This is a genomic window from Martelella mangrovi (assembly GCF_040545495.1).
GTDB classification, from domain to species: Bacteria; Pseudomonadota; Alphaproteobacteria; order Rhizobiales; family Rhizobiaceae; genus Martelella; species Martelella mangrovi.
The window spans coordinates 42,085-59,498 of the sequence record NZ_JBEPLY010000001.1; the positions used below are offsets into that span (position 1 = coordinate 42,085).

Annotated in this window: 16 protein-coding genes; 5 read left to right on the forward strand and 11 right to left on the reverse strand. The window is 57.8% G+C overall.

The window, feature by feature from the left end; all coding sequences use genetic code 11:
* Positions 1-97 precede the first annotated feature (97 nt).
* The gene (locus tag ABID12_RS00205) at positions 98-472 is read right to left on the reverse strand and encodes a winged helix-turn-helix transcriptional regulator (protein ID WP_106309341.1); all 375 of its coding nucleotides are present in this window, start codon (positions 470-472) and stop codon (positions 98-100) included.
* Positions 473-585: 113 nt separating this feature from the next.
* Here ABID12_RS00205 and ABID12_RS00210 point away from each other — a divergent pair, with 113 nt between their 5' ends.
* The gene (locus ABID12_RS00210) at positions 586-1,713 is read left to right on the forward strand and encodes an NADH:flavin oxidoreductase (protein ID WP_319518412.1); all 1,128 of its coding nucleotides are present in this window, start codon (positions 586-588) and stop codon (positions 1,711-1,713) included.
* 36 nt (positions 1,714-1,749) lie between these two features.
* Here ABID12_RS00210 and ABID12_RS00215 read toward each other — a convergent pair whose 3' ends face one another.
* On the reverse strand, positions 1,750-2,421 hold the full coding sequence (locus ABID12_RS00215) for a YggS family pyridoxal phosphate-dependent enzyme (protein WP_354432620.1): 672 nt from the start codon (positions 2,419-2,421) through the stop codon (positions 1,750-1,752).
* A gap of 178 nt (positions 2,422-2,599) precedes the next feature.
* On the opposite strand from ABID12_RS00215, the gene leuS reads away from it, so the two are divergent.
* The 3 genes from leuS (at position 2,600) to holA (ending at position 6,926) form a co-directional block, all read left to right on the forward strand.
* Complete coding sequence (gene leuS / locus ABID12_RS00220) at positions 2,600-5,230, forward strand: leucine--tRNA ligase (protein WP_354432621.1); 2,631 nt, start codon at positions 2,600-2,602, stop codon at positions 5,228-5,230.
* Positions 5,217-5,777 (forward strand): hypothetical protein, encoded by a 561-nt coding sequence (locus ABID12_RS00225; RefSeq protein WP_354432622.1) that lies wholly within the window; start codon positions 5,217-5,219, stop codon positions 5,775-5,777. Before leuS ends, ABID12_RS00225 begins: the two co-directional genes overlap by 14 nt.
* A gap of 111 nt (positions 5,778-5,888) precedes the next feature.
* Complete coding sequence (gene holA / locus ABID12_RS00230; protein WP_354432623.1) at positions 5,889-6,926, forward strand: DNA polymerase III subunit delta; 1,038 nt, start codon at positions 5,889-5,891, stop codon at positions 6,924-6,926.
* A 242-nt stretch (positions 6,927-7,168) separates the two neighbouring features.
* On the opposite strand, the gene ABID12_RS00235 is transcribed toward holA, so the two are convergent.
* From ABID12_RS00235 to ABID12_RS00275, 9 genes are all read right to left on the reverse strand, one after another.
* Positions 7,169-8,053: a ParB/RepB/Spo0J family partition protein gene (locus tag ABID12_RS00235; protein ID WP_319518407.1), complete on the reverse strand. Its 885-nt coding sequence runs from the start codon at positions 8,051-8,053 to the stop codon at positions 7,169-7,171.
* A gap of 36 nt (positions 8,054-8,089) precedes the next feature.
* A complete protein-coding gene (locus ABID12_RS00240) occupies positions 8,090-8,881 on the reverse strand; it encodes a ParA family protein (RefSeq protein WP_106309319.1) in 792 nt (263 codons plus the stop codon).
* 18 nt (positions 8,882-8,899) lie between these two features.
* Complete coding sequence (rsmG, locus tag ABID12_RS00245; RefSeq protein WP_354432624.1) at positions 8,900-9,523, reverse strand: 16S rRNA (guanine(527)-N(7))-methyltransferase RsmG; 624 nt, start codon at positions 9,521-9,523, stop codon at positions 8,900-8,902.
* A gap of 7 nt (positions 9,524-9,530) precedes the next feature.
* Complete coding sequence (mnmG, locus tag ABID12_RS00250; protein ID WP_354432625.1) at positions 9,531-11,393, reverse strand: tRNA uridine-5-carboxymethylaminomethyl(34) synthesis enzyme MnmG; 1,863 nt, start codon at positions 11,391-11,393, stop codon at positions 9,531-9,533.
* A gap of 119 nt (positions 11,394-11,512) precedes the next feature.
* Positions 11,513-12,832: a tRNA uridine-5-carboxymethylaminomethyl(34) synthesis GTPase MnmE gene (mnmE, locus tag ABID12_RS00255; RefSeq protein ID WP_354432626.1), complete on the reverse strand. Its 1,320-nt coding sequence runs from the start codon at positions 12,830-12,832 to the stop codon at positions 11,513-11,515.
* Between the two features lie 257 nt (positions 12,833-13,089).
* Positions 13,090-14,355: a transcription termination factor Rho gene (rho, locus tag ABID12_RS00260; RefSeq protein ID WP_106309308.1), complete on the reverse strand. Its 1,266-nt coding sequence runs from the start codon at positions 14,353-14,355 to the stop codon at positions 13,090-13,092.
* 199 nt (positions 14,356-14,554) lie between these two features.
* Positions 14,555-15,097 (reverse strand): protoporphyrinogen oxidase HemJ, encoded by a 543-nt coding sequence (hemJ, locus tag ABID12_RS00265; RefSeq protein WP_106309306.1) that lies wholly within the window; start codon positions 15,095-15,097, stop codon positions 14,555-14,557.
* A gap of 32 nt (positions 15,098-15,129) precedes the next feature.
* Positions 15,130-16,155, reverse strand: a complete 1,026-nt coding sequence (hemE, locus tag ABID12_RS00270) for a uroporphyrinogen decarboxylase (protein ID WP_354432627.1) — start codon at positions 16,153-16,155, stop codon at positions 15,130-15,132.
* 116 nt (positions 16,156-16,271) lie between these two features.
* Positions 16,272-16,598 carry a hypothetical protein gene (locus ABID12_RS00275; protein ID WP_354432628.1) on the reverse strand — a complete coding sequence of 109 codons (327 nt, stop codon included), beginning with the start codon at positions 16,596-16,598 and terminating at the stop codon, positions 16,272-16,274.
* Between ABID12_RS00275 and ABID12_RS00280 the strand changes: the two genes are divergently transcribed.
* Entirely contained in the window at positions 16,566-17,387 is an 822-nt protein-coding gene (locus ABID12_RS00280) for a pyruvate, water dikinase regulatory protein (protein ID WP_354432629.1), read from the forward strand. The two genes, ABID12_RS00275 and ABID12_RS00280, sit on opposite strands and share 33 nt — an antisense overlap.
* The last annotated feature ends 27 nt before the right edge of the window (positions 17,388-17,414 follow it).

Here is a 17,414-nt window from a genome sequence, read left to right on the forward strand (position 1 = left end):
GCAGCGGTACGCTTCATTCATGGCAAGGGAGGGGCCCAGTTGCCCCTTCCGATAGCTGAAAACGGCGATATTTCAGTTTTTCCTGACCGCGTTGTTTTCAGCCCATCTTCCGGTCAAAATCCTTGCGGGCCTCGGCGATCTCTGCGCCGTTCTCCACAACCCAGTCATAGAGACCGCAATAGAGCGCTTTCACCGACGCGCCGAGCGCGGTCAGTTCGTATTCGACACCGACCGGTGAGGTCGCCAGCACATGGCGCCGGACGAGACCGTTGCGTTCAAGCCTGCGCAATGTGTCGGTCAGCGCCTTCTGACTGACCCCTTCCAGACGTTTCCTGATGGCATTGAAGCGATGCGGCCCGTAGGAAAGCACTGTCAAGGTCATGATCGACCACTTGCCGGAGATCTGGTCGAGAATCTCCCGGCTCATGCAGCCGGCATTGAATTGCGGACATTGTTCGACGCGCTGATCCATGGGTTTCCTCTCCTATACCTAGGCAAAGCATAGTGCCTTATTGACACTAGGTCTATATTTTATACCTATAGCGGCGTCATTTCCCAGGACAGATCCGACCGGAAGGAAAATTCATGCCCCAAAGCACAACAGACGCCCTGTTCAGGCCGTTCAAATTCAAGAAACTCGAGCTGAAAAACCGCATCGTCATGGCGCCGATGACGCGCAGCTTCTCGCCGGAAGGTATTCCCGGCGACAATGTGGCCGCCTATTACAGGCGTCGCGCGCAAAACGATGTCGGCCTGATCCTCTCCGAAGGCACCGTCATCGACCGGCCGACCTCGAAAAACGACCCGGCTATCCCTGATTTTCACGGCGAAAAGGCGCTTGCCGGCTGGAAGAATGTCATCGATACGGTTCATGCTGCCGGCGGCAGGATGGGCCCGCAGATCTGGCATGTCGCCAATACGGTTGCCAGCCCGGACTATCCGGACCCGGATGAAACCGAAAGCCCGTCCGGCTTTGTCAAACCGGGCGAGAAGCGCGGCCGGGCCATGAGCGAGGAAGACATCGCCGACACGATCGCTGCCTATGCCAAAGCCGCAGCCGATGCCGAGCGCCTCGGTTTCGACGTGGTCGAGCTGCATGGCGCGCACGGTTACCTGATCGACCAGTTCTTCTGGCCGGAGCTCAATCTGCGCACCGACCGCTGGGGCGGCCCTTCCATTTCCGAGCGCGTGCGGTTTGCCGTCGAGACCCTGAAAGCCGTGCGGGAAGCCGTCTCCGACGACATGCCCGTCATCATCCGCCTCAGCCAGTGGAAACAGCAGGATTACGGCGCCAGGATCGCCACCTCGCCCGACGAGATGGCCGAATGGCTGGAACCGCTGGTGGATGCGGGTGCGGATATTCTCCACTGCTCGCAACGCCGCTTCTGGGAGCCGGAATTTCCCGAAATCGACGGCGAAAACGGCCTCAACTTCGCCGGCTGGGCCAAGAAGATTACCGGCGTTCCGACGATCTCCGTCGGTTCCGTCGGCCTTGACGGCGCCGACTTCCTCGGTTCCTTCGGCGGCCAGCAGACGTCGGTTTCCGCAGCAGGCATTACCCGGCTGGTCGACCGTATGGAAAAGAACGAATTCGACCTCATCGCGGTTGGTCGCGCCCTTCTGCGGGACCCTGAATGGGTGAAAAAGATAAAGGCCGACGAGACCGACAGGCTCGAAGCGTTTTCACGTGAAACACTGGCCGAACTTTACTGACAAAAGCGGGCGGCTTCGGCCGCCCCCTCACCCGATTTACGCCGCGTAATCACGCGCGCCGAAGATCGCGGAGCCAACACGCACGCTGGTCGCGCCGAAGGCAACCGCGATTTCATAGTCGCCGGACATGCCCATGGACAGTTTCGGCACGCTGTTTTCTTTCGCCAGATCGGCAAGCAGCGCGAAATGCGGACCGGGATTTTCGCCGGCCGGCGGAATACACATCAGACCTTCGATCTCAAGACCCAGCTCATCACGGCACAGTGTCAGAAATGCCCCCGTCTCACGCGGGTCGATTCCGGCCTTTTGCGGCTCATTGCCGGTATTCACCTGAACATAAAGCCGGGGTGCCCTGCCCTGCTTGGCCATTTCCTTGGCAAGCGCGCGGGCAATCTTCTCGCGGTCAACGCTTTCGATCACATCGAACAGCTTTACCGCATCCTCTGCCTTGTTGGATTGCAGCGGCCCGATAAGGCGCAGTTCAAGATCCGGCGTTTCCTGCTTCAGTTCCGGAAACTTCCGCTGCGCTTCCTGCACCCGGTTTTCGCCGAACACCCGCTGGCCTGCCGCAATGGCCTCGCGGATCATATCGGCCTCGTGGGTCTTGGAAACGGCCACCAGCGTCACCGCGTCTTTTGCCCGCTCGGCCTCATGTTCGGCTGCAGCGATTTTCGTGCGCACATCTTCGAGGTTTTCGCGAACACCCATCGGCCTGAACTCCCTTCAATTCATGTCGGCGCACCTTATGGCAAAGGTGCGGTGCGCCGCAACGGGTCCGCAGCGGTTTCCCGCACCGCCAAATCGCCCCGTTTAACTTGACGCTGAGGCGCTTTCATGATGAAGCTCACCGCCAAAATCCAAAAGAAAATGACCGAGTAGCTGCACTATGGCCTCTGAACGATATAACCCGCGCAAAGTCGAACCCGAATGGCAGAAGAAGTGGAACGAGGACAATGTCTTCGTCACCGATAATGCCGACCCGCGCGATACCTATTATGTGCTTGAAATGTTTCCCTATCCGTCGGGACGCATTCACATTGGCCATGTCCGCAACTACGCCATGGGCGATGTCGTGGCGCGCTATAAACGGGCACGCGGCTTCAATGTTCTGCACCCGATGGGCTGGGACGCCTTCGGCATGCCGGCGGAAAACGCTGCGATGCAGAACAAGGTCCACCCCAAGGACTGGACCTATGACAACATCGCGACCATGCGCAATCAGCTCAAGTCCATGGGCCTGTCGCTGGACTGGACCCGTGAATTCGCCACCTGCGATGTCGAATATTATCAGCGCCAGCAGCATCTGTTCCTCGACATGCTGGAAAAGGGCCTGGTCTATCGCAAGCAGTCGAAGGTGAACTGGGACCCGGTCGACATGACCGTGCTGGCCAATGAGCAGGTGATCGAGGGCCGCGGCTGGCGCTCCGGCGCGCTGGTTGAAAGCCGCGAGCTGACACAGTGGTTCTTCAGGATCACCGATTACGCTCAGGACCTGCTGGACGCGCTCGACACGCTCGACCACTGGCCGGAAAAGGTCCGGTTGATGCAGAAAAACTGGATCGGCCGCTCCGAAGGCATGATGGTGCGCTGGGACATTGCCGACGGTGCGGGCAAGGCCGGCGATCACGAGGAGATCACCGTCTACACCACCCGCCCCGATACGCTGTTCGGCGCATCCTTCATGGCGATTTCCGCCGACCACCCGCTGGCCAAGGAAGCCGCGAAGCACGACGACAAGGTTGCCGCCTTCTGCGAGGAGACGCGGCGCGCCGGAACGTCGCTGGCAGCCCTCGAGACGGCTGAAAAGAAGGGCGTCGACACCGGTATTCGCGTGCGTCATCCCTTTGACGACAGCTGGGAACTGCCGGTCTACGTCGCCAATTTCGTGCTGATGGATTACGGCACGGGCGCGATCTTCGGTTGCCCCTCCGGTGACCAGCGCGACCTGGATTTCGCCCGTAAGTTCGGCCTGCCGGTGACGGCCGTGGTAATGCCGAAGGATGGCGATGCGGCAAGCTTTACCATCGGCGACGAGGCCTATACCGATGATGGCGTGATGATCAATTCGCGCTTCCTCGACGGTATGAGCACCACGGATGCCTTTGAAACCGTTGCGCAAAAGCTCGAAGGCGATGTCGTGCGCGGTGCGCCGCGCGGCGAACGCAAGGTCAATTTCCGCCTGCGCGACTGGGGCATTTCCCGTCAACGCTACTGGGGCTGCCCGATCCCGGTCATCCACTGCGATGACTGCGGCGTGGTGCCGGTTCCCAAGGCTGATCTTCCGGTTCAGCTGCCCGACGACATCGATTTCGAAAAGCCCGGCAATCCACTCGACCGTCACGCCACATGGCGTCACGTCGCCTGCCCGCAATGCGGCAAGGATGCACGGCGCGAAACCGACACGATGGACACATTCGTGGATTCCAGCTGGTATTACACCCGCTTTACCGCGCCGCACGAGGACGCGCCGACGGACCCGGCCGTGGCCGACCGCTGGCTGCCGGTCGATCAGTATATCGGCGGCATCGAGCACGCCATTCTGCACCTGCTCTATTCGCGCTTCTTCACCCGCGCGATGAAGGCAACCGGCCACGTGAACCACGAAGAGCCGTTCAAGGGCCTGTTCACACAGGGCATGGTGGTGCATGAAACCTATCGTATCGGCGGCAGCGGGCCGAAAGGCCGTTGGGTCCCTCCGACAGACGTCACGGTGGACGAGACAGATGGCGTTCGCAAGGCCGTCCTCACCGAAACCGGTGAAGAGGTTGCCATCGGCGCCATCGAGAAAATGTCGAAGTCGAAGAAGAACGTTATCGACCCGGATGATATTCTGGCGACCTATGGCGCCGACACGGCCCGTTTCTTCGTGCTGTCGGATTCCCCGCCGGACCGCGACGTGGTCTGGACCGAAGCCGGCGTTCAGGGCACGTTCCGCTTCGTGCAGCGCATCTGGCGGCTGGTATCCGAAGCTGCCCCGACGCTCGCCGGTGTCGAACCTGCAGCAGGCAAGGACGGAAAGGCACTCGAAATCTCCCGTGCTGCCCACAAGACGCTGAAGGCCGTGGCAGCCGACCTCGACGGCCTCGGGTTCAACAAGGCGATTGCGCGGATCTACGAACTGGTGAACGTGCTGGCGCAGCCGCTTTCGGAAATCGAGACGGCGGATGACGAACTGCGCGGCGCTGTGAAACAGGCAAGCCTGTTCCTGACCCATTGTTTTGCACCGATGATGCCGCATCTGGCCGAAGAATGCTGGCAGGCGCTCGGCGCTGAGGGTATGATCGCCATGGCGGCCTGGCCGGACTATGATGAAGCCCTGACAGCCGACAATGAAATCACGCTGCCGGTCCAGATCAACGGCAAGAAGCGCGCTGAACTGACGGTGGCGCGCGATGCCGATCAGGACAGTATCAAATCGGCGGTGCTGGAGCTTGAAGCGGTCGTTCGGGCGCTGGATGGCAAGGCCCCGCGCAAGATCATCGTTGTGCCGCAAAGGATCGTGAATGTTGTTGTCTAAACCACGTCTGAGAGCGATTGCCTTTTCACTTGGCGCCCTTGCCGCCGTTGCCACGCTGGCATCCTGCCAGGTGCGGCCGCTTTATGGCGGCGCGGAAGGCACGGCGCTGAACGCGAAAATGCATGAACTTGCCTTTTCCGTGCCGACAACGCAGGTCGCACAATATGTCCGCAATGAGCTGATCTTCCTGACCGGCGGCGGCGCGGGCGAAAGCATCAACGCAAAATATGATGTCAACCTTTCCGCCTTTTCCGTGACCTCGGAACTGCTGCAGGACGACTCATCGGATACCGCGCGTGCCGGACGCACGATCGTGACAGCGGATTTTGCGCTGCGCCGGCGGGAAGACAACAAGCTTCTTGCAAGCGGCCGCCGTCAGGCAACAGCGCTTCTCGACTTTCCTTCACAGGAATTTGCCAAGTTGAGGGCAATTAGCGATGGCGAACAGCGCGCCTCCAAGGAAGTTGCCGAGATCATCAATGCCGATCTGGCAATAGCGCTCAGCAAGGAACCACCGCTCGAGCTGCCCAAACAGCCGGTAAATTAGGCTGTCCGGCGACAATGCGCGCATGACCGCCCGGGCCTGATCGATATCCGCAGGCCCGGGTTAAAAAAACAGGCCTGAACGTCCGCAGTAACGATCGGAACCGGTTGAGCGATGACGGAAATCAAATCCTACAAGTTCGATGAGTTCCTCCGGCAGGACGCCGCGCGCTACCGGTTGTTCCTGATCTATGGTCCCGATCGCGGTCTTGTCAGCGAGCGCGCGGGCCTGATTGCCAAAAGCACCGGCGTTCCGCTCGACGATCCGTTTTCCGTCATGAAGCTCGATATCGGCGATATCGAAGGGGATGCTGGCCGGGTCGTTGATGAAGTCAACGCAATCGGGCTTTTCGGCGGGTCCCGCCTTGTCTGGGTGCGTGCCGGCGGCAATGACAAGGCGCTGACAAGCGCGCTGAACACGCTTTCCGAACGCCCGCCTGAAAGCGCCTGTCTTATCATCGAGGCAGGAGAGCTGCGCAAGGGCACGGCCATGCGCAAGGCCGCGGAGACATCGCGCCAGATCGCTGCAATCCCCTGCTACGCCGACGATGCGCGGGCGCTCAACGCGCTTATTGACCAGACGCTCGGCGAAGCCAATCTGCGAATAACACCGCAGGCGCGCCAGCTTCTTGTCTCCATGATCGGCGGCGACAGGCTGGCCACGCGCAATGAAATCGAAAAGCTTGCGCTTTATGGCCGCGGGTTCGAGGTCATCAATGAAGATGACATTACCGCCGTTATAGGTGACGCCAGCGCGATTTCCGCCGATGATGCCGTCGACGCCGTGCTTTCCGGTGACGTGGCCGCTCTCCGCCACTCCATGGCGAAGATTTCACAGTCCAAAACGCCGATTTTCCTGATCTTCAACGGCTGTATCCGACAGTTTCACCTTCTTGACCGCATGCGCGCCGACATGGAAAGCAAGCGTCAGCCGGCAAGCCAGGTGATGCAGACCCATGGAAAGCAGATATTCTTCCGCCGCAAACCGGTGTTTGAAAAGGCACTGTCGGCCTGGGACGGCAATGCCACCGAGCGCGCGCTGCGCATGCTGTCGGAAGCCGTCCTCAACACGCGCCGCTATCCCGCCCTAGAGGAGAGCATCGCCATGCAGACCTTGCTGGCCCTCACGCTGAGATCAAACCGCCGCAAATAGAACGCAGCGTCGCCCTTCCCCTACGCAGCTTCAGACAGCCTGACTGCGATTTCCAAATCGATATTGAGACATAATAATAATCGGTGCGCTTACCGGTTCTCTCACTACAGATCGGCCGCAGGCACGATGTACAATCGTTCAGCGCCAGCAATCCGAATCAGAGTGAAAAACAAAGCACACAGCATTAAGAGGCTGATGATAAATGATAAAATTGTATCACTTCAATTTGACATGATACAATTTTATGGATTTCGCTCCAACCGCCTGCAGATATCATCCAGCTGATCCAGAGATGTATACGAAATACGAACCTGGCCACCGCTGCTCTTGTGATCGATCGTGATGGCAAGACCAAGCCGATCTGACAGCGAACGTTCGAGCGCCAGTGTATCGGCATCTTTCTGCTTCTGCGGCCTGGAGGCGCGGGTGCCGCCGCCTTCTATCGCTCTTTGCGCAAGCTTCTCGGCCTCGCGCACGGAAAGACCCTTTTCAACAACGGTCCGCGCCAGAGCATCCGGATCCGGCGCTGAAATCAGGGCGCGGGCATGGCCGGCAGACAACACCCCTTCCCCGAGCATGTCGCGCACGCTTTCCGGCAGTTTCAACAGCCGCAGACTGTTTGCAACATGGCTGCGGCTTTTGCCGATAATCTCGCCGAGATCATTCTGGGTATAGCCGTGTTCGGCCATCAGAAGCTCGTAACCATTCGCTTCTTCAAGCGGGTTGAGATCAGCGCGCTGCACATTCTCGACAATGGCGATTTCCAGTGCCGTTCTGTCATCGACATCCCGGATCAGCACCGGCACTTCGGAAAGACCGGCCAGCTGCGAAGCACGCCAGCGGCGCTCACCAGCGATGATCTCGAAGCGGTTCTCGCCAATCGTACGCACCACAACCGGCTGAACAATACCGTGCTGGCGAACCGATGCAGCCAGATCGCGAAGATCATCCTCTTCAAAATGACGGCGGGGATTTCGCGGGTTTCGCGAAATGAACTCGACAGGGATACGCCTGTCTGCCGTCACCGGCGTTACGGACGCCTCCTCGGACGGCTCAGTTTTTTCAATATCACCGATCAGGGCTGCAAGGCCGCGCCCGAGCCGCCGTTTTGAAGTGTCTTCGCTCATATCATCACCTTACCGACAAATACGCATTACGGCCTGTCAGGCCGCTGCCAGCGCCCGTTCACGCTGGATGATTTCCGAAGCCAGCTGGATATAGGCCTGACTGCCCTGGCACTTCAGATCGTAAAGAATGACAGGCTTGCCGAAAGACGGCGCCTCGGAAACCCGAACATTACGCGGAATCAGCGTCTTGTAGACCTTGTCCCCCATATATTCGCGCACATCCGAAACCACTTGCTGGGCCAGATTATTGCGCGAATCATACATGGTCAGAACCACGCCCTGAATTTCCAGCCCCGGATTGATTGTGCTGCGCACCTCCGAAACCGTGTCCAGAAGCTGGCTCAATCCTTCAAGCGCAAAAAATTCACACTGCAACGGAACGAGAACGGCCTGAGCAGCCCCCATGGCATTCATCGTCAGCAAATTGAAAGACGGCGGGCAATCGCAGAAGACATAGCGATACCGGCCAACATCGGACTGGCTCAAGGCATCACGCAGTTTGAAGACACGGCGCGGATCTGATGCGATCTCAAGTTCGAATCCCAGAAGATCAAGTGTCGAGGGGACAAGATCGAGATTGGGAACCGCCGTGGGTATCGCGGCCTCGGAAATTGTCTTGTCGCCGACCAGAACATCATAGGCTGACACGTCTCGCTGATCACGTTCGATGCCCAGACCGGTGCTGGCATTGCCCTGCGGATCGAGATCGAGCACCAGAACCTTCTCGCCGATGGCAGCAAGTGCGGTGGCCAGATTGATAGCAGTGGTAGTTTTTCCGACGCCGCCCTTCTGGTTGGCAACCGTGATAACACGCGTTTTACGATTCATTAACCATTCCGCCATTGTCTAGAAGGCTGATGATGACGCAAGGCGCGAAATTTCCAGAACTACGGAGCCGGGTTCAACCTTGCTTTCATATTTTACCAGATCGAAGTCCCACTGGTCACGCGCTTTGTCGATTTCGCGCTGATAATCCCGACCTTTGTGGAAAAACGCCCGAAATTCGGGATCAGCTTCAAACCACGGCTGCGCATAGCCCAGCAAAAGAGACAGATCGGCCAGCGCCCGTGCCGACATGGCTTTAGCACTTTCTATTTCTGCAGATGCCGTTTCGGCGCGAATAGCGTGGACGCTGGCGCGGGCCTCGGTCTGCCGGATCGCGGTGCGCAGAAACGAGGCTTTCTTATTGTTGCTTTCGACAAGATGAACCCAGCCCTCGCCCTGTTCGGCAAGGAAAATAGCCGTAATCATCCCCGGAAAACCGCCACCGCTTCCAATATCGATCCATGTTTTTGGCGTTGGTGAGAGCTGATGTATCTGGGCACTGTCGGCAACATGGCGATCCCAGAACTGCTGGCGCGTTGATGGCGCAACAAGGTTGATCGACTTTGCCCATTTTTCAAAATGGGCCGCAAAACGCTCCAGCCGTTCCTGTGTTTCACGTGAAACAGTTTGTCCGTTCAACTTCATTCTGTGCTCATGCCGCCGCTGAACGCGCGGTTTTCAAACGCACCAACAGCAGCGACAGCGCCGCCGGCGTCATGCCATCGATACGGCTGGCCTGGGCAATTGTTGCGGGACGCGCCCGTTCCAGCTTGCCTTTCAGTTCGTTGGAAAGACCGGGGAGCACCGCATAGTCGAAATCTTCCGGTATCGCCCTGCCCTCATCCTTGCGGACCTGGGCAATATCGGCCGCCTGACGATCCAGATAAACGGCATAGGCCGCCTCGATCTCAATCGCATTGCGCACCACATTGCGGGTTTCGCCAAGCTCCGGCCAAATGCCAACAAGCGACTCGAAGTCCTGATCCGGATAGGCCAGAAGATCATAGGCAGTGCGGCGCTGTCCGTCCTGATTCAGTTTCAGCCCATAGGTCGCCGCCTCATTCGGTGTCAACGAGCGCGCCTTCAATGCTTCCCGCGCCTCGCTTAACTCAGTGGTATAACGCTCGAAGCGCGTACGGCGATCTGAAGAGGCGATGCCAAGCGATAGCGCCAATGGCGTCAGCCGTTCGTCGGCGTTGTCGGCCCTCAGCGTCAGACGATATTCCGCACGCGATGTGAACATTCGATAAGGTTCGGCAACACCGCGCGACGTCAAATCATCGATCATCACGCCGATATAGGAATCCGTCCGCGACAGAATGACGGCTTCGGCATCGCCCGCAAGACGTGCGGCATTCAAGCCCGCAACAAGGCCCTGCGCACCGGCCTCTTCATAACCCGTGGTGCCGTTGATCTGTCCGGCAAGAAACAATCCCGGCATCTTCTTCAGTTCAAGCGACGGCATCAGCTCCCGCGGGTCGACGTGGTCATACTCAATTGCGTAACCGGGCTGCAAAATTTCGACCTTTTCCAGCCCGGGAATAGCGCGAATAAACGCCTGCTGGACATCCTCCGGCAACGAGGTGGAAATCCCGTTGGGATAGACGGTGTCGTCATCGAGCCCCTCTGGTTCCAGAAAGATCTGGTGTCCGTCACGGTCGCCGAAGCGCATGATCTTGTCCTCGATCGAAGGACAATAGCGTGGCCCGACACCTTCGATCTGCCCCGAATACATCGCCGATAGCCCGATATTATCACGGATAATTGCATGGACCTCAGGTGTTGTCCGGGTAATTCCGCATTCAATTTGAGGGTTCTGCACACCATCGGTCATGAAGGAAAATGGTACAGCGTCGTCGTCGGCCTTCTGCCGATCAAGTGACGTCCAGTCAATGGTGCGTCCATCCAGCCGCGCCGGTGTGCCTGTCTTCAAACGGCCGAGCGACAGGCCGAGCCGTGCAAGTGTATCGGAGAGGCCGACAGACGGCGCCTCCCCCACCCGGCCAGCCGGGATCTGGCGAGTGCCGAGATGGATCAGGCCACGCAGAAAGGTGCCGGTTGTCAGCACAGCAGCCCCACAGGCATAACGGTGACCGTCCTTCGTGGTTACCGCGACAACCCGACCGTTCTGGGTTTCAATATCAAAGACATCGCCTTCCAGAACATCGAGCCCGGCAATTTCGGCAAGTGCCTGCTGCATGGTCTGACGATAGAGCTTGCGATCCGCCTGGCTGCGCGGCCCGCGCACGGCCGGTCCCTTGCGTCGGTTCAGCATGCGATACTGGATGGCAGCCGCATCGGCCACCCGACCCATCAGCCCGTCGAGTCCATCGATCTCGCGAACCAGATGCCCCTTGCCCAGACCACCGATCGCAGGATTACAGGACATGACGCCGATGGTATCGCGTTTATGTGTGATCAATGCGGTTTTTGCGCCGCTGCGCGCTGCCGCGGATACGGCTTCGCAGCCTGCGTGGCCACCGCCAATGACGATGACATCAAAATGATCGGTCATGAAACTGCTCCATTCGCGGCCGGACGATAATCGCCCCTACCCCGATAATCTGGCGTCGGTTTTGCCGTCTCGTCCGCGGCAAGTCAAGATTGTTTCACGTGAAACACTTTTGCGGATCGTTACTTGCCGACACAGAACGATGAAAAGATCACGTCAAGAAGATCCTCGACATCCACCCGTCCGGTGATCCGTCCAAGAGACTCGGCAGCCCGTCTGAGCGACTCCGACGGCAGCTCCGGCGAAAGCGCTCGTGCGGATGATGCTTCTTCAAGTGCGCCCAATGCCTGGCGCAAATAATCCGTCTGCCGCTGTCGCACCGGTAGACTGAGCGACGCCCCGGCAACACGCTCGGCCAATCGGTCCGAAATAGCCGCGATCAACCGATCCATCCCCTCCCCGCTTTGCGAGGACAACACCAGATCGAAAGCATCAGCCTTTTGCTGCCCGGAAAACAGATCAGCCTTGGTGCCGATTTTCAAACAGTCTCTGTCGGGAAATATTTCGGCATCCTCCTCCCCGCTCATATCGGCCAGAGACAACACCAGATCCGCCGTTTCCAGCAGCGCACGTGCCCTGCGCACCCCTTCAAGCTCGACCGTATCGTCGGTCTCTCGCAATCCGGCTGTATCATAAAGCCGGACGGCATAGCCGCCAATGTCCAGATGAACCTCGAGCACATCGCGGGTTGTGCCGGCCACATCGGTGACAATGGCAATATCCCGCTTGGCCAGAGCATTGAGAAGACTTGATTTTCCCGCATTTGGCGGTCCGGCGATAACCACCTGGTAACCATCACGAATGATTTCTCCGGTTCTGCTACCGGCCAGATGACGGCGAATAGATTCGGTAATCTCTTCAACGCTTTGCCAGATGGTTTCCGATACGGAGCCGGGAATATCCTCTTCATCCGAAAAGTCGAGTTCGGCTTCTATCATCGCCCGGGCATGGGTCAGCGCCTTCGCCCATCCCTCATAGAGTTTAGAAAGATGACCGCTTGCCTGTTCCATGGCAAGGCGCCGCTGCATCTCCGTTTCGGCAACGATTACGTCGGAAAGGCCTTCAGCCTCGACGAGATCCAGTTTTCCGTTTTCAAAGGCCCGCCGAGTGAACTCCCCCGCCTCCGCATGCCGCGTATCGGCAAAGGACGACAACAGATCAAGCATGGCACGGATAACCGCGCGGCCGCCATGAAGATGAAATTCGACGCAGTCCTCGCCGGTAAAAGAGGCCGGTCCTCGAAACGTCAGGACCAGCGCCTGATCGATGGCCGTGTTATCCCGGCCGCGCAATGTCAAAAGCTGCGCGCGCCGCGGTTCAGGCACATGACCGGCCACCGAGGCGCAGATATCGAAAGCGCCCGGCCCCGAAATGCGGATAACCGCAACGCCGGACGGCAAGGCGCCGCTTGAAAGTGCAAAGATGGTATCGGAAGCTCGCATCATCTACGCCTATGACGGCCTGACGGACAGAATGCTATTTTGATTCAAAGCGTTAAGAGATTAGACCACATCTCTTGCTTGTGCAGGGCCATTTGAGCAGTCTGCGCAAAACAAAACAGGTATTTTGCGCCGTTTCCCCGGACAAAGGCCCGGGGACAAACATTATGGGACAGGACAACACGCCTGCCCCGTCATGCTGCCTAGGCTTCCCCGGCGTGACAGACACACCGGACCGGCCTGTTTTCATCTCGCAGCTGTCAGGTATTCATCGACTCGAAGAACTCGGCATTGCTCTTCGTCTGCTTCAGCTTGTCGATCAGGAATTCGATACCATCGGTCGTTCCCATCGGGGCCAGGATCCGGCGCAGAACGAAGATCTTCTGCAGGTCCTGACGCGGCACCAGCAGGTCTTCCTTGCGGGTGCCCGACTTGAGAATATCCATTGCCGGGAAAATCCGCTTGTCGGCGACCTTGCGATCGAGAACGATTTCGGAGTTACCGGTTCCCTTGAATTCCTCGAAGATGACTTCATCCATGCGGCTACCGGTATCGATCAGCGCGGTAGCGATGATCGTCAGCGAACCGCCCTCTTCGATATTCCGCGCAGCGCCGAAGAAGCGCTTCGGGCGCTGCAGGGCATTGGCATCGACACCACCGGTCAAAACCTTGCCCGAAGACGGCACGACGGTGTTGTAGGCGCGCCCGAGACGGGTGATCGAGTCGAGCAGGATAACCACGTCGCGGCCATGTTCGACCAAGCGTTTTGCCTTTTCGATGACCATTTCAGCCACCTGAACGTGACGCACGGCCGGTTCATCGAAGGTCGAGGAGACAACCTCGCCCTTTACCGAGCGCTGCATGTCCGTCACTTCCTCGGGGCGTTCATCGATCAGAAGAACGATCAGGAAACATTCGGGATGATTGGCGGTGATGGAATGCGCGATATTCTGCAGCAGAACCGTCTTACCGGTACGCGGCGGCGCAACGATCAGTCCGCGCTGGCCCTTGCCAAGCGGCGCGACGAGATCGATCACGCGCGGCGACAAATCCTTCGACGTCGGATTATCCAGCTCCATGTTGAAGCGCTCATTCGGATAAAGCGGCGTCAGATTGTCGAAATGAACCTTGTGGCGGATCTTTTCCGGATCATCGGAATTGATCGTGTTGACCTTCAGAAGGGCAAAATAGCGTTCGCCGTCTTTCGGTCCGCGGATCGGCCCCTCGACCGTGTCGCCAGTCTTCAGCGCGAAGCGGCGGATCTGCGACGGCGAGATGTAGATATCATCCGGTCCCGGCAGATAATTTGCATTGGCCGAGCGCAGAAAACCGAAGCCGTCCTGGAGAACCTCGACCACGCCCTCACCGATGATTTCGACATCCTGTGTGGCCAGCACTTTCAGAATGGCAAACATCAGTTCCTGCTTGCGCATCGTGCTGGCGCCTTCGACCTCGAGCGATTCCGCAAAGGCCAGGAGATCGGTAGGTGTCTTGCTCTTCAGTTCCTGAAGCTTCATTTGTGACATGAAGAAAACCGTGAATTGTTGTGGTGATAAAGAAGGCTGGTTGCACTGGTACAGCAGTGCCAATTCGGATTGGCGCAGGAGATGAGTTTCGCACAGCCTTTAGGATGGGTTGGCTGGAAGATACTGATTTGCCGCGTGCGTTACAAGAGAAAAAGCGCGTTTTTAAGCCGGAAAACGCGGCAATCTATTCATCAAACGATTAAAACGGCTTCAGAATCACCATGATCACGGCAATAATCATCAACACTGTCGGTGCTTCATTGACGATCCGCCAGTGCCGCGCGCTCGTTTTGCGCTTGTCGGCGGCAAAATCCTTCATCGCCTTGCTGAAATAGCCGTGAACGCCGGACATCAGAAAAACGGCGAAAATCTTCACATGAAGCCAGCCATCGACGAGCCAGCCGCCGTCCCATGCCAGATAAAGACCGAAAATCCAGGTCAGGATCATCGCCGGGTTCATGATCACCCTCATCAATCGGGATTCCATGACCTTGAAGGTTTCGGATTTTTCCGATCCCGGCGTGCTGTCGGCATGATAAACGAAAAGACGCGGCATATAGAACATACCGGCCATCCAGGAAATCACCGCCATCACATGAATGGCAGTCGCCCATAGATAGAAATTGTCGTGGTCGAATTTGAACAAGCCAAGACAGATGAACAGAAACAAGAGAAGCGCCGTTGTCGCCCGGCTTGCCGATTTCTTTCCCGCGGTTTTTCCGGTTTCACCCTGATCCGCCATAGTATCCTCCACATCTATCTGTTTTCTTTATATTATTTTTCGCCCCGAACGCGTTTTACCAGCGCGGCCACATTTTCAGGGTCCACATCCGGTGTAATTCCGTGTCCGAGATTGAAGATCATCGGTCCATCGGACAACGCTTCAACTATGGCTGTCGCCCGAGCTTCCATCATTTTTCCGCCTACAACCATGGCGAGCGGATCGAGATTGCCCTGTACTGGTCCTTCTTTTTGCAGGGTTTTGGCCACGCTTAACGGAACGGTCCAGTCGAGACCGATGGCATTGGCGCCGGTCAGCTGCCGGTAGGTTGACAGATTTGCGCCCGCGCCCTTGGCAAAGGCGATGATCTTGGCGCCGGGAACCGCCATTCGCACTTTCTCGACAATCCGTGCCACCGGTTTGGCGGCAAAATCGGCAAAATCGTCTTCTGTCAGAACACCGGCCCAGCTGTCGAAAATCTGCACCGCATCGGCGCCGGCTTCAAGCTGCCGGATCAGATAATCGGCGGAAAGATCGGCAATCAGATCGAGAAGCTGCAGGAATTCTTTCCTGTGCCGATAGGCAAACAGTCGCGCCGGGGCCTGATCGCTCGTGCCCTTCCCGGCAATCATATAGGTCGCCACCGTCCAGGGCGCGCCGCAGAACCCCAGAAGCGACGTTTCCTCCGGCAGACTGGCCCGTATACGGCGAACAGCTTCGATCACGGGATCGAGTGTATTGGCCGCATAGCGGGCTTCCAGCCTTGCTATATCGTCGGCATTGATCGGATCCAGTCGCGGACCTTCACCCTTTTCAAAGCGAACACCGCATTTCAGTGCATCCGGAATGACCAGAATGTCCGAAAACAGAATGGCTGCATCAAAACCATAACGTCTGATCGGCTGCAGCGTCACTTCCGTAGCAAAATCAGGATTGTAGCAAAGATTGAGAAAGCCACCGGCCTTTTCTCTCAAGGCCCGGTATTCCGGAAGGTAGCGACCGGCCTGACGCATCAGCCAGATCGGAGGCGGGTTGACGGTTTCGCCTTCAAGCACGCGTTCCAGCGTCCGTTTCACCATATCCCCAGCCCTTTTAAATAATGAATCTTTCTATCTTTGGATTCCTTTTATTTCTTAGAGTCTGTGAGGATCAAGGATTAAAGGTTTTTCGTGAAGTTTGAGTCTTTTCCACCGTTTCACATCACCGATGCGCCGGCGAAATCACGGCTGAATGAAAACTGTGGGGAAGACGGACGATTGATTTTTGGATTCAGATGGTTGGCCAATCGCGTCGTCAATATCCAGGCTGTGCAAAACTGCTGGATTTTTGAAGGAAAAGTGCAGTTTTTCCCCGTTTTCAACAGCGGCGTTTGAACCTTTTCGACAAAAGGGGATATGTGGATAATTCGCGACATCACCCACAGGCCAAAAAACGCGCTCGGCAGATGTCCCGGTTTGTCCAGCGTTATAAACAGGAGGCGAAGGACATCGTGGAAAACCGCAAAAACTTCTTTCACCTCCATCTGATCTCTGATTCGACCGGCGAAACCCTGATTTCGGCGGGACGGGCGGTTTCCGCCCAGTTCGGCGGTTATGAGCCGATCGAACACGTCTATCCGCTGGTGCGCAGCCGCAAACAGGTGCTTGCTGTGTTGCGCGCAATCGATGAAGCACCGGGGATCGTGCTTTACACGGTGGTAAACGAGGAACTCGGCGCGCTTCTGGACGAGATGTGCCGGGACATGAATGTGCCATGCGTCAATGTTCTGGAACCGGTCGCCGGCGTGTTTCAGTCCTATCTCGGCACGACGTCGCGCCGGCGTTCCGGCGCCCAGCACAGTCTGGACGAGGATTATTTTGCCCGGATCGAGGCGTTGAATTTCGCCATGGACCATGATGACGGGCAGATGCCGGAAACCTATGACGAGGCCGACGTGGTTATTCTCGGGATTTCCCGCACATCGAAAACCCCGACCTGCATGTATCTTGCCAATCGCGGTGTGAAGGCCGCCAATATTCCGATTGTGCCGGGGGCGCAGCTGCCGGAAAGCCTTTACCGGGCGACCAAAACGCTGATTGTTTGCCTGATCGCCTCGCCCGGCCGGATTTCGCAGGTGCGTGAATTTCGCGAATTCGGCAGCGGCGCCGACGAGGGCAAGAGCGAATATACCGACCGCGCGGTGATTGCCGAGGAACTGAAACACGCAAGAAGTCTTGCCGCCCAGAACAACTGGCCGGTCATCGATGTTACCCGCCGTTCGATCGAGGAAACGGCAGCCGCCATTCTTGCCCTGAAATATGAGATGAAATAGCAACGACGCCGGAACCTGGCGCAGGAG